Genomic DNA, 12,675 nt, shown 5'->3' on the forward strand with positions numbered 1-12,675 from the left:
GCGACCCCAAATAGCGTCCAGTAGGGTTTGGTCCGCATAAACATCCAAACCCCTGCCTGCGTCAGGGCCGGCGACCGACCCGAACACGGCCGCGGCCGGCCGCGCGGGCCGAGACTCTCGGGAAGGCGCTACGTGAGTCCCTACGGCTCCGACCGCTCGCCGCGGCGCCCGATGCGGCGGAAGCTGCTGCAGGCGCTGACTGCGGGCGTGGTCCTGGCGACCGCCACTGGTTGCTCGTACACCTGGAAAGACTTCCCCCGCCTCGGAATGCCCACCCCGGTCACGGAGGAGGCGCCTCGCATCCTTTCCCTGTGGCAGGGATCCTGGGCGGCCGCTCTCCTTACGGGCATCCTGGTGTGGGGCCTGATCATGTGGAGCGTCATCTTCCACCGGCGTAGCCGGACGAAGATCGAGGTCCCCGCGCAGACCCGGTACAACATGCCCATCGAGGCGCTGTACACCGTGGTCCCGCTCATCATCGTCTCGGTGCTCTTCTACTTCACCGCGCGCGACGAGTCGAAGCTGCTCTCCCTCTCCGCCAAGCCCGCCCACACGATCAACGTGGTCGGCTTCCAGTGGAGCTGGGGCTTCAACTACGTCGAGAACGTCGACGGCGATGCCGCGACTCCGAAGGCCGGCGAGGTCCCGAAGGAGATCGCGACCATTCCGGACCGCTTCACCAAGGAATTCCCCGCGGGCGCCGAAGGCGTCTACGAGAAGGGCGTCCCCGGCGACCGGAACCCGGACACCAACAACCCGGGGCCGACCCTCTACCTGCCCAAGGGCGAGAAGGTCCGCTTCATCCTGTCGTCGAACGACGTCATCCACTCCTTCTGGGTGGTGCCCTTCCTGTTCAAGCAGGACGTCATCCCCGGTCACACCAATGTCTTCGAGGTCACCCCGACCCAGGAAGGCACCTTCATGGGCAAGTGCGCCGAGCTCTGTGGTGTCGACCACTCCCGGATGCTCTTCAACGTGAAGGTCGTCTCGCCGGAGAAGTACCGGGCGCACCTGAAGGAACTGGCGGAGAAGGGGCAGACCGGCTTCCTCCCCGCCGGCATCAAGCAGACTGACCCGGCCCGGAATGCGGAGCTGAACAAACTGTGAGCATCCTCAACGAATCCCAGGGTGCCGCCGCCGACTCGTATGAGAACGAGCTGCCGGTGCGGCGCAAGCAGCCGGGCAATGTGGTCGTGAAGTGGATGACCACGACCGACCACAAGACCATCGGCACGATGTACCTGGTCACGTCGTTCGCGTTCTTCATCATCGGCGGGATCATGGCGCTCTTCATGCGCGCCGAGCTGGCCCGTCCGGGCACGCAGATCATGTCGAACGAGCAGTTCAACCAGGCGTTCACCATGCATGGCACGATCATGCTGCTGATGTTCGCCACCCCGCTGTTCGCCGGCTTCGCGAACTGGATCATGCCGCTGCAGATCGGCGCGCCCGACGTGGCGTTCCCGCGGCTGAACATGTTCGCGTACTGGCTGTACCTCTTCGGCTCGTCCATCGCGGTGGCCGGCTTCGTCACCCCCTCGGGTGCCGCCGACTTCGGTTGGTTCGCCTACTCCCCGCTGACCGACGCGGTCCGTTCGCCGGGCATCGGCGGCGACATGTGGATCATGGGTCTGGCCTTCTCCGGCTTCGGCACGATCCTCGGTTCGGTCAACTTCATCACCACGATCATCTGCATGCGCGCCCCCGGCATGACGATGTTCCGCATGCCGATCTTCACCTGGAACGTGCTGCTGACCGGTGTTCTGGTCCTGCTCGCCTTCCCGGTGCTGGCCGCCGCGCTCTTCGCGCTGGAGGCCGACCGGAAGTTCGGTGCGCATGTGTTCGACGCGGCCAACGGCGGCGCCCTGCTGTGGCAACACCTCTTCTGGTTCTTCGGGCACCCAGAGGTGTACATCATCGCGCTGCCATTCTTCGGAATCGTTTCCGAAGTGATCCCGGTCTTCTCGCGCAAGCCGATGTTCGGTTACATCGGTCTGATCGCCGCGACGATCTCGATCGCGGGCCTCTCGGTGACCGTGTGGGCCCACCACATGTACGTCACCGGCGGTGTGCTGCTGCCGTTCTTCTCCTTTATGACCTTCCTGATCGCGGTACCGACCGGTGTGAAGTTCTTCAACTGGATCGGCACCATGTGGAAGGGCTCGCTGTCCTTCGAGACCCCGATGCTCTGGACGATCGGCTTCCTGGTCACCTTCACCTTCGGTGGTCTGACCGGCGTCATCCTGGCCTCGCCCCCGATGGACTTCCACGTCTCCGACTCGTACTTCGTCGTCGCGCACTTCCACTACGTCGTCTTCGGCACCGTGGTCTTCGCGATGTTCGCCGGCTTCCACTTCTGGTGGCCGAAGTTCACGGGCAAGATGCTGGACGAGCGCCTCGGCAAGATCACCTTCTGGACGCTGTTCATCGGCTTCCACGGCACCTTCCTGGTGCAGCACTGGCTGGGTGTCGAGGGCATGCCGCGCCGTTACGCGGACTACCTCGCGGCCGACGGCTTCACCACGCTGAACACGGTCTCGACGATCAGCTCGTTCCTGCTGGGCCTGTCGATCCTGCCCTTCTTGTACAACGTCTGGAAGACGGCGAAGTACGGCAAGAAGGTCGAGGTCGACGACCCGTGGGGCTACGGCCGCTCGCTCGAATGGGCGACGTCCTGCCCGCCGCCGCGGCACAACTTCCTCACCCTGCCGCGGATCCGCAGTGAATCCCCGGCGTTCGACCTGCACCACCCGGAGATCGCGGCCCTCGACCACCTCGCGGACCACGGCGCCGGCACCAAGGCCGTCACCGGTGGCAAGGAGGCCGGCAAGTGAAGATCCAGGGCAAGATGTTCCTCTGGCTCGCCGCCTTCATCCTGATCATGACCGTCGTGTACGGCGTGTGGTCGAAGGAGCCGGTCGGCACCACCGCGCTCGCGCTGGCCTTCGGCCTGAGCGCCATGATCGGCTACTACCTGGCCTTCACGGCCAAGCGCGTGGACGAGATGGCCCAGGACAACCTGGAGGCCGACGTCGCCGACGAGGCGGGCGAGCTGGGGTTCTTCTCCCCGCACAGCTGGCAGCCGCTCTCGCTGGCGATCGGTGGAGCCTTCGCCTTCATGGGCGTCATCTTCGGCTGGTGGCTGATGTACTTCTCGGCGCCGCTGATCCTGATCGGCCTGTGGGGCTGGGTGTACGAGTACTACCGCGGCGAGAACGCGAACCAGTAGCCGTTCGCCGTACAGCGTGACCTGAGGGGCCCGGACACCTTTTCGGAGGAGTCCGGGCCCCTCGTTTGCAGTCACCCCGCGCGCCGTATTTGTCATATCTTCATAGCGTTGGCTCCATGAACCACTCTCCGCGTCTTTGGACGGTACTCAGCTGCTCCCTGCTGGTCGCGTCCCTCGGGGCCGGCGCCACCGCATGCGGGTCCGGCGAGAAGAACCCGCTGTCAGCCCGCCCGTACGACGCGGGTGAGCACGTCTCCTTCAACGAGGCCGGCGGCGGACGCCCCGCCGACCCCGACAAGCCGCTCGAAGTCACCCTCAAGGAGTCGGCGGCGCGCATCACCGACGTCATGGCCGTGGACACCCACGGCCGGCGCCTGGCGGGCGAACTCTCCGCCAAGGGCGACCGCTGGCACAGCACCGCCCCGATGGCCGCAGGCGTGCGCTACACGGTCACCGTGAGCACGGAGGACGAACGCGGCGCTCCAGGGCAGCGCACGCTGGCGTTCGACACCACACCGGCCAAGAAGGTCCTCAAGGTCGAATTCGGCCCGGACGAGGGCAAGTACGGCGTCGGACAGCCGCTCACGGCGGAACTCAGCGAGCCGGTCAAGGACAAGGCCGCCCGCGCCATCGTGGAGCGGGCCCTGGTCGTCGACACGCCGGACAACGTCGAGGGCGCCTGGTACTGGGTGGACGACAAGACCATCCACTTCCGGCCCAAGGACTACTGGCCGGCGCACTCCACCGTCTCCGTACGGAGCAACCTGGAGGGCGTGCGGATCTCCGACGAGCTCCACGGCTCGGCCTCCAAGCCGCTCACCCTGGAGATCGGGGACCGGGTGGAGGTCACCACCGACGCCTCCTCGCACTACCTCACGTTCAAGCGGAACGGAGAAGTGATCAACACCATTCCGGTGACCACCGGAAAGCCCGGCTTCTCCACCCGCAACGGGGTCAAGGTGGTGCTGGGCAAGCAGTACTTCGTCCAGATGCGCGGTGACACCGTGGGCATCGGCGGCAGCGAGTACTACAACCTGCCCGTCTACTACGCCACCCGGGTGACGTGGAGCGGGGAGTACGTGCACGCCGCGCCGTGGTCGGTCGGTTCCCAGGGCTACGAGAACGTCAGCCACGGGTGCACCGGCATGAGCACCGGCAACGCCGCCTGGTTCTACGAGAACATCACCGAGGGCGACATCGTCCGTGTGATCAACAGCATCGGCGACGACATGGACACCTTCGGCAACGGCTACGGCGACTGGAACATGGACTGGAAGGACTGGCGCGAAGGCAGCGCCCTCCTGAAGGGTACCCAGGAAGGCCGCACCCCCATGGACCAGGCCCGCCTGCGGCCTCAAGTCTAGGTCGGCTTCGCCTCCGGGGCCGCTCTCGCCGGCTCCGGGAGGGCGTGCGTCCGCAGGATTCGCCCGTTCCTCACGAATCCCTCCGGGCGCTCGCCCTCCTTCGCCGACGCGGCCCCTTCGGCTCGGTCGACCCTGGAGAGCCGGTCAGGCCGCGCTGGAGGCCAGCCGGGCCCGCAGGACGCCCGCCAGGGCCTCGGGGAACTCCACCGGGTCCACCGGAAGGGTGACGGCGGCGTCCGCGCGGCTCCAGGTGGCCAGCCAGGCGTCCTGGGGGCGCCCCATCAGCAGCAGCACCGGGGGGCACCGGAAGATCTCGTCCTTGATCTGCCGGCACACGCCCATGCCCCCGGCCGGGACCGCCTCGCCGTCCAGCACGCAGGCGTCGATGCCGCCCGCGTCCAGTTCCGCGAGGACCGCCGGAAGCGTCGCGCACTCCAGGAACTCCACCGGCGGCAGGTCCGCCGCCGGCCTGCGCCCGGCCGCCAGCCGCACCTGCTCCCGGGTGCCCGCGTCATCGCTGTAGACCAGAACCCGCGCAGTCGCCCGCATTTCGTTCCTCCACGTGTCACGTGAATCACGTTGATGTTGCGCGGGATGCTACTCCGTCCGACCGGTCGTCAACATCGGTTCCGACAGCCTCGCGCAAGCCGCCGGGAGGGCGATCTGATGGGCCGTTCGGGCCTTGCACACCCCCCTGACACTCCGAACGGCACCCCCCGGGGTGAGGGCGGGATAAGCGACCGACATAATGTCGGTCGTGGCGACAGCAACGACAGTAGATACCGGGCACGCGCACCCGACGGTCAACCGGCCGAACCTCGTCAGCGTCGGAACCATCATCTGGTTGAGTTCCGAGCTGATGTTCTTCGCGGCCCTCTTCGCGATGTACTTCACCCTGCGATCCGTGACAGGCGCCGAGTACTGGACAGAACAGGCTTCGGCCTTGAATCTGCCCTTCTCGGCGACGAACACGACGATCCTGGTGCTCTCCTCGCTCACCTGCCAGCTCGGCGTATTCGCCGCCGAGCGCGGTGACGTGAAGAAGCTCCGGACGTGGTTCATCATCACGTTCGTCATGGGTGCGATCTTCATTGGCGGCCAGGTGTTCGAGTACACCGAGCTGGTCAAGCACGAGGGCATGTCTCTCTCGTCCGGCCCGTACGGATCGGTGTTCTACCTGACCACCGGCTTCCACGGTATGCACGTGACGGGCGGTCTCATCGCCTTCCTGCTGGTCCTCGGCCGGACGTACGCGGCCAAGAGGTTCACCCACGAACAGGCCACGTCGGCCATCGTCGTGTCCTACTACTGGCACTTCGTCGATGTCGTCTGGATCGGCCTCTTCGCGACGATCTACCTGATCAAGTAGCGAACACGTCGCCGGGCCCGACCCGGCACTCCATCCAGAAACACCGACGCAGAAGATCCTGACACCGGGGTAATCCGTGAAAAAGCTCTCCGCACGACGACGCCATCCGCTGGCGGCGGTCGTCGTTCTACTCTTCGCGCTGGCGGTCACTGGGGGGCTGTACGCCGCCTTCGCGCCCGCGAGCCAGGCGAAGGCCGACGAAACCGCCCAGTCCCTCGCCATCGAGGAGGGCAAGAAGCTCTACGCCGTGGGCTGCGCAAGCTGCCACGGAACCGGCGGTCAGGGTTCCACTGACGGCCCCAGCCTGGTCGGCGTCGGCTCCGCGGCCGTCGACTTCCAGGTGAGCACCGGCCGCATGCCGGCCCAGCAGCCCGGCGCCCAGGTGCCGAAGAAGCCGGTCATCTACTCCCAGGCCCAGATCGACCAGCTCGCGGGATACATCTCCTCCCTCGGCGCCGGTCCGATCACGCCGACCGAGAAGCAGTACGACCCGGCCGGTGCCGACATCGCCAACGGTGGCGTCCTGTTCCGCAACAACTGCGCGCAGTGCCACAACTTCACCGGCGAGGGCGGCGCCCTGACGAACGGCAAGTACGCCCCGAACCTCGAGGGCGTCGAGCCGAAGCACATCTACGAGGCCATGCTCACCGGCCCGCAGAACATGCCCTCCTTCCCCGACCGCACCATGCCGGAGAAGCAGAAGAAGGACATCATCGCGTACCTCCAGAACGTCAACGGCGATAAGTCGACCAGCCCCGGTGGCCTCAAGCTCGGCGGCCTCGGCCCCGTCTCCGAGGGTCTGTTCGGCTGGATCTTCGGTCTGGGTGCGCTGATCGCTGTCGCCGTCTGGGTCGCGGCCCACACCGCTAAGGCCAAGAAGTCATGAGTAGCCAAGACATTCCCGAAGAGAAGCACCTGCCGAGCGAGCAGGGCGACGCGCACCACGGTGGCGTGGCGGTCGCGGACGCGCCGTTCGCGGACCCGGGCCTCCCGGTCCACAAGCCGCGCATCCAGGACATCGACGAGCGGGCCGCCAAGCGGTCCGAGCGCGTGGTGGCGATGCTGTTCACGCTGTCGATGCTGGCCACGATCGGCTTCATCGCCTCCTACGTGACCCTCCCGGTCGACAAGATCGTCTACATCTTCCCCATCGGGAAGGTGAGCGCGCTGAACTTCGCGCTCGGTCTGACCCTGGGCACGGCGCTCTTCTGCATCGGCGCGGGCGCGGTCCACTGGGCCCGCACCCTGATGTCCGACGTGGAGGTCGCCGACGAGCGCCACGCGATCGCGGCGCCGCCGGAGGTCAAGGCGAAGGTCCTCCAGGACTTCGCCGACGGTGCGAGCGAGTCCGGTATCGGCCGCCGTCCGCTGATCCGCAACACGATGCTCGGCGCGCTGGCCATGCTGCCGCTGTCCGCCGTCGTGATCCTGCGCGACCTGGGGCCCCTGCCCGAGGAGAAGCTGCGCAAGACCGTGTGGGCCAAGGGCAAGCTGCTGATCAACGACAACACGAACGAGCCGCTGCGTCCCGAGGACGTGCTCGTCGGTTCGCTGACCTTCGCCCGGCCGGAAGGCCTGGAGGAGGACCAGCACGACTTCCAGACGCAGATCGCCAAGGCCGCCCTGATGATCGTCCGGATCAAGCCGGAGGACATCAAGGACAAGCAGGAGCTGGAGTGGTCCCACGAGGGGATCGTGGCCTACTCCAAGATCTGCACCCACGTCGGCTGCCCGATCAGCCTGTACGAGCAGCAGACGCATCACGTGCTCTGCCCGTGCCACCAGTCCACCTTCGACCTCTCCGACGGCGCCCGAGTCATCTTCGGCCCGGCCGGTCACGCGCTTCCGCAGCTGCGGATCGGCGTCAATGACGAAGGCTTCCTCGAAGCGCACGGCGACTTCGAAGAGCCCGTCGGTCCTGCTTTCTGGGAGCGCGGATGAGCACTGCCACCACGAATTCATCAGCCGCCGGCGCCCCGGGCACCCCGGGGCGCAAGGCGCCGGCCGGCGAGCGCGTAGCGGACTGGGCGGACGGCCGCCTGGGCATCTACAGCCTGGCCAAGTCCAACATGCGCAAGATCTTCCCGGACCACTGGTCCTTCATGCTGGGTGAGATCTGCCTCTACAGCTTCATCATCATCATCCTCACGGGTGTGTACCTGACGCTGTTCTTCCACCCGAGCATGAACGAGGTCGTGTACCACGGCTCGTACGTGCCGATGCAGGGCGTCCAGATGTCCGAGGCCTTCGCCTCGACCCTGGACATCAGCTTCGACGTCCGCGGCGGTCTGCTCATCCGGCAGATCCACCACTGGGCGGCGCTGATCTTCGTCGCGGCCATGCTCGTGCACATGATGCGCGTGTTCTTCACGGGTGCGTTCCGCAAGCCCCGCGAGGTCAACTGGGTCTTCGGCTTCCTGCTGCTGGTCCTCGGCATGTTCACCGGTTTCACCGGTTACTCCCTGCCGGACGACCTGCTCTCGGGCACCGGTGTCCGCTTCATGGAGGGCGCGATCCTGTCCGTGCCGGTCGTCGGCACGTACCTGTCGTTCTTCCTCTTCGGCGGCGAGTTCCCCGGCGGCGACTTCGTCGCGCGGTTCTACTCGATCCACATCCTGCTGCTGCCCGGCATCATGATGGGCCTGCTGGTGGCCCACCTGATCCTGGTCTTCTACCACAAGCACACCCAGTTCGCGGGTCCCGGCAAGACGAACAACAACGTCGTCGGCATGCCGCTGCTGCCGGTCTACATGGCCAAGGCCGGAGGCTTCTTCTTCCTGGTCTTCGGTGTCATCGCGGCCATCGCGGCGCTCGCGTCGATCAACCCGATCTGGGCGCTGGGCCCGTACCGTCCGGACCACGTGTCCACCGGTGCGCAGCCCGACTGGTACATGGGCTTCTCCGAGGGCCTGATCCGTGCCATGCCGGGCTGGGAGATCAACCTGTGGGGCCACACGCTCGTCCTGGGCGTGTTCATCCCGCTGGTGATCTTCCCGCTGATCCTGGTCGCGATCGCGGTGTACCCGTTCATCGAGTCCTGGGTCACCGGGGACAAGAACGAGCACCACATCCTGGACCGCCCGCGCAACGTCCCGACCCGTACGGCCTTCGGTGTCGCCTGGCTCACCTGGTACGTGATCCTGCTGATCGCCGGCGGCAACGACATGTTCGCGCAGTACTTCCACCTGTCGATCAACTCGATCACCTGGTTCGCGCGGATCGGCTTCTTCGTGGGCCCGGTCGTCGCCTTCGTGATCACCAAGCGGATCTGCCTCGGCCTCCAGCGCCGGGACCACGACAAGGTGCTGCACGGTCGCGAGACCGGCATCATCAAGCGCCTGCCGCACGGTGAGTTCGTCGAGGTCCACGAGCCGCTCTCGCAGGGCAAGCTGCACACCCTCACCTCGCACACGCAGTACGAGCCGATCGAGATCGGCCCGACGGTCGACGAGAACGGTGTCGAGCGCAAGGTGAAGGCCACCGAGAAGCTGCGCGCGAAGCTCAGCAGGGGCTTCTACGGGGAGAACACCCACATCCCGAAGCCCACGGTGGAGGAGTACAAGGAGATCCAGAGCGGCCACGGCCACCACTGACCTCCGGTAAGACCCGTTAGAGGGATCGGTTCCGGCCAATCCCGGTGTTGCCACGGTGAGGGCCCCGTCCAGTGTCTGGACGGGGCTCTTTGCCGTCTCCGGGGCTGGATAGGCTGAGATCCTTCCCCATTCCACGTGGAACTTTTTTCCGAGCAGCAGGAGCGGACCATGAACGTTGTGACCCCGGCAGGCGGCGACAGCGTGGCGGCCCGCGGCTGGCCGGGCCTCCTCGACGCCCTGCTCACCGGCCGGGACCTCGGCGCGGACGACACCGCCTGGGCCATGGACCGCATCATGCGGGGCGAGGCCACGGACGCGCAGATCGCCGGTTTCATGGTGGCGCTGCGGGCCAAGGGGGAGACCGTCGCGGAGATCAACGGCATGGTGCGTGCCATGTACGAACACGCCAACCTGATCGAGGTCCCGGGCCGCACGGTGGACATCGTCGGCACGGGCGGGGACGGCGCGAAGACCGTCAACATCTCCACGATGTCGGCGCTCGTGGTGGCCGGTACGGGCGCCAAGGTGGTCAAGCACGGCAACCGGGCCGCATCGTCGGCGAGCGGCTCCTCCGACGTCCTGGAGAAGCTCGGCGTCAACCTCAACCTCACCCCGGCGCGGGTGGCGGAGGTGGTCGAGGAGGCCGGCATCACCTTCTGCTTCGCGGTCAAGTTCCACCCCGCGCTGCGGCACGTGGCGGCGGCCCGCAAGGAACTGGGCATCCGGACCACCTTCAACTTCCTCGGTCCGCTGACCAATCCGGCGCGGGTGCGCGCGCAGGCCACGGGCGTGGCCGATCCCCGGGTGGCGCCCATCGTCGCCGGGGTGCTCGCGGAGCGCGGCTCCTCGGCGCTGGTCTTCCGCGGCGACGACGGCATGGACGAACTGACCACGACCGCCACCTCCCGGGTCTGGTGGGTCCGCGGGGGCACGGTCACCGAGCTCCCGTTCGATCCGCGCGACGTCGGGATCCCGCTCGTGGACGTCGCCGACCTGCGCGGCGAGGACCCCTCCTACAACGCGGACGTCGCCCGCCGGCTGCTGGCCGGGGAGACCGGCCCCGTACGCGACGCCGTCCTGCTGAACTCGGCGGCGGCCCTGGTGGCGCTGGACCCGGGCACGGGCTCCCTGGAGGAGCAGATCGCGGCGGGCATCGCCCGTGCGGCCGAATCGATCGACTCGGGTTCGGCCGGGGCGGCGCTGGAGCGCTGGGTGGCCGCCAGCAACGCCTGATCGGTCGCCCCCCCGCGAGACCCCGGTCCACATGGTGGACCGGGGTCTTGTGCGTGGGGGATCTTGTGGCAGGATGCTGCTCAGGTCACGAGTGACAGCGTTTTGGCCCCGGCTCGCTGTCCGGCAACCCTCCTTCCGTGGCGGGGTGCCCCGGGTGATGACCAGGTCGTAGGCAGCGAGGTCTACGGCAAGCGCGGATCCCTCGATACCAGGGGTCCTGGGTCTTCGAGGAGCTTTTCCGTGAGCAAGCGAATGCGATAGGGCGACTCCGCCCCTTCTTCACCCCTCGGAACAGGGTCGCTGAGGCGTACCCCCATGTCCTTCCGAGGCTCCACCCGTACCCCTGTGGCCGGCCGCCGAGCCGTACCCGCGTACGGGCGAACAACGAAGCCATTCAGCCCTGCCTGCCGGGAGATACCGCCATGTCCGCAACCCTGAACGCCGCCGCCACCACCACCGCCGTTGCCGCCGACGCCGCCGCCGGCCCCGCCTGTGCCGAGCCGCTGCCGGTCCTCGGCCGGGACGTCACCGTGCCGCTCGTCACCGGCGGCGAGGTCACCTACGCCGCCCTGGACTACGCGGCCAGCGCCCCGGCGCTCCAGCGGGTCTGGGACGACGTGGCCGCGTACGCCCCGTACTACGGCAGCGTCCACCGCGGCGCCGGGTACCTCTCGCAGCTGTCCACCGACCTGTTCGAGCAGAGCCGCGTCACGGTCGCGGAGTTCCTGGACTGCCGCCCCGGCGACCAGGTGGTCTTCACCCGGTCGACCACCGACTCGCTGAACCTGCTGGCCGCCGTCCTCCCGGCCGACTGCCAGGTCTTCGTCTTCGAGACCGAGCACCACGCCTCGCTGCTGCCCTGGGGCGACGCGCAGGTCACCTACCTCAACGCCCCCCGTACCCCGGCCCAGGCCGTCGCGACCCTGGAGCGGGCGCTGGCCGACCGGGACCCCTACGGCCCGGCGCTGGTGTGCGTCACCGGGGCGTCCAACGTCACCGGTGAGCTGTGGCCGGTCAAGGAGCTGGCCGCCGCCGCGCACGCGCACGGCGCGCGGATCGTCCTGGACGCCGCCCAGCTGGCGCCGCACCACCCCGTGTCCGTCCAGGAGCTGGACGTCGACTGGATCGCCTTCTCCGGCCACAAGCTGTACGCCCCCTTCGGATCGGGCGTGCTCGCCGGCCGCGCCGACTGGCTCCAGCAGGCGCCGCCCTACCTCGCGGGCGGCGGCGCCTCCCGCAAGGTGGCCCGCCGCGAGGACGGCGGTGTGGACGTCGAGTGGCACACCACCGCAGCCCGCCACGAGGCCGGCTCCCCGAACGTCATCGGCGTCTACTCCATCGCCTCGGCCTGCCGGGCCCTGAAGGAGGCCGGGTTCGAGAGCCTGGTCGCCCGTGAGAACCACCTCATCGCCAAGGTCCGCGAGGGCCTGGCCGAGGTCCCGGCCGTCCGCGTCCTGTCCCTCTTCGGGGACGATGCCCCGCGCGTCGGCGTCATCTCGTTCGTGGTGGACGGCTGGAACAGCTCGCACTTCGCGGCGGCGCTGTCCGCCGAGTACGGCATCGGCGTGCGCGACGGCCTCTTCTGCGCCCACCCGCTGGTGCGCACCCTGCTCGGCAGCGAGCCGCAGGAGCCGGGTGAGTGCGGCGCCCCGGAGGCCGCGCCGGGGGAGCGCTCGCTGAACGCGATCCGGGTCAGCTTCGGCGCGGGGACCCCCGACGAGCACGTCGAGCGGTTCGTGCGCGCGGTCCGGGAACTCGTCGCGGACGGCGCCAAGTGGCAGTACCGCACGGAAGAGGGCCGCTGCGTCCCGGCCGTCTGACACCGTACGGACCTTGACCGGCCGGGACCCCGTCCCGGCCGTCCGCGGGTTCGCCGGAGACCACCGC

General features: G+C 68.0%; 11 protein-coding genes and 1 riboswitch. Of the genes, 10 read left to right on the forward strand and 1 reads right to left on the reverse strand.

What is annotated here, in order from left to right:
- Positions 1 to 132: 132 nt before the first annotated feature.
- The 4 genes from coxB to ACFYYT_RS18140 all read left to right on the forward strand — a co-directional run bounded on the left by coxB (position 133) and on the right by ACFYYT_RS18140 (position 4,593).
- Positions 133 to 1,107 carry a cytochrome c oxidase subunit II gene (gene coxB / locus ACFYYT_RS18125; protein WP_351820939.1) on the forward strand — a complete coding sequence of 325 codons (975 nt, stop codon included), beginning with the start codon at positions 133 to 135 and terminating at the stop codon, positions 1,105 to 1,107.
- On the forward strand, positions 1,104 to 2,834 hold the full coding sequence (gene ctaD, locus ACFYYT_RS18130; protein ID WP_351820936.1) for a cytochrome c oxidase subunit I: 1,731 nt from the start codon (positions 1,104 to 1,106) through the stop codon (positions 2,832 to 2,834). Before coxB ends, ctaD begins: the two co-directional genes overlap by 4 nt.
- Positions 2,831 to 3,229: a cytochrome c oxidase subunit 4 gene (locus ACFYYT_RS18135; RefSeq protein ID WP_351820933.1), complete on the forward strand. Its 399-nt coding sequence runs from the start codon at positions 2,831 to 2,833 to the stop codon at positions 3,227 to 3,229. Before ctaD ends, ACFYYT_RS18135 begins: the two co-directional genes overlap by 4 nt.
- A gap of 116 nt (positions 3,230 to 3,345) precedes the next feature.
- On the forward strand, positions 3,346 to 4,593 hold the full coding sequence (locus tag ACFYYT_RS18140) for an Ig-like domain-containing protein (protein ID WP_351820930.1): 1,248 nt from the start codon (positions 3,346 to 3,348) through the stop codon (positions 4,591 to 4,593).
- Positions 4,594 to 4,737: 144 nt separating this feature from the next.
- Here the strand turns inward: ACFYYT_RS18140 and ACFYYT_RS18145 are convergent, their stop codons facing one another.
- On the reverse strand, positions 4,738 to 5,142 hold the full coding sequence (locus ACFYYT_RS18145) for a hypothetical protein (RefSeq protein WP_351820927.1): 405 nt from the start codon (positions 5,140 to 5,142) through the stop codon (positions 4,738 to 4,740).
- 199 nt (positions 5,143 to 5,341) lie between these two features.
- Here ACFYYT_RS18145 and ACFYYT_RS18150 point away from each other — a divergent pair, with 199 nt between their 5' ends.
- The 6 genes from ACFYYT_RS18150 to ACFYYT_RS18175 all read left to right on the forward strand — a co-directional run bounded on the left by ACFYYT_RS18150 (position 5,342) and on the right by ACFYYT_RS18175 (position 12,608).
- Positions 5,342 to 5,962: a heme-copper oxidase subunit III gene (locus ACFYYT_RS18150; RefSeq protein WP_053676065.1), complete on the forward strand. Its 621-nt coding sequence runs from the start codon at positions 5,342 to 5,344 to the stop codon at positions 5,960 to 5,962.
- A gap of 76 nt (positions 5,963 to 6,038) precedes the next feature.
- Positions 6,039 to 6,848 (forward strand): c-type cytochrome, encoded by an 810-nt coding sequence (locus tag ACFYYT_RS18155; RefSeq protein WP_351820924.1) that lies wholly within the window; start codon positions 6,039 to 6,041, stop codon positions 6,846 to 6,848.
- Positions 6,845 to 7,903, forward strand: coding sequence for a Rieske 2Fe-2S domain-containing protein (locus ACFYYT_RS18160; RefSeq protein ID WP_351820921.1), 1,059 nt, complete (start codon positions 6,845 to 6,847; stop codon positions 7,901 to 7,903). Before ACFYYT_RS18155 ends, ACFYYT_RS18160 begins: the two co-directional genes overlap by 4 nt.
- The gene (locus tag ACFYYT_RS18165) at positions 7,900 to 9,555 is read left to right on the forward strand and encodes a cytochrome bc complex cytochrome b subunit (protein ID WP_351820918.1); all 1,656 of its coding nucleotides are present in this window, start codon (positions 7,900 to 7,902) and stop codon (positions 9,553 to 9,555) included. The genes ACFYYT_RS18160 and ACFYYT_RS18165 overlap by 4 nt, the downstream gene beginning before the upstream one ends.
- 168 nt (positions 9,556 to 9,723) lie before the next feature.
- Positions 9,724 to 10,788, forward strand: a complete 1,065-nt coding sequence (gene trpD / locus ACFYYT_RS18170) for an anthranilate phosphoribosyltransferase (RefSeq protein WP_351820915.1) — start codon at positions 9,724 to 9,726, stop codon at positions 10,786 to 10,788.
- Between the two features lie 83 nt (positions 10,789 to 10,871).
- Positions 10,872 to 10,988: riboswitch (SAM riboswitch) on the forward strand.
- 222 nt (positions 10,989 to 11,210) lie between these two features.
- Positions 11,211 to 12,608 (forward strand): aminotransferase class V-fold PLP-dependent enzyme, encoded by a 1,398-nt coding sequence (locus tag ACFYYT_RS18175; protein ID WP_351820912.1) that lies wholly within the window; start codon positions 11,211 to 11,213, stop codon positions 12,606 to 12,608.
- Positions 12,609 to 12,675 lie beyond the last annotated feature (67 nt).

The organism is Streptomyces sp. NPDC002032 (assembly GCF_042890765.1).
In the GTDB taxonomy this organism is placed as follows: Bacteria; Actinomycetota; Actinomycetes; order Streptomycetales; family Streptomycetaceae; genus Streptomyces.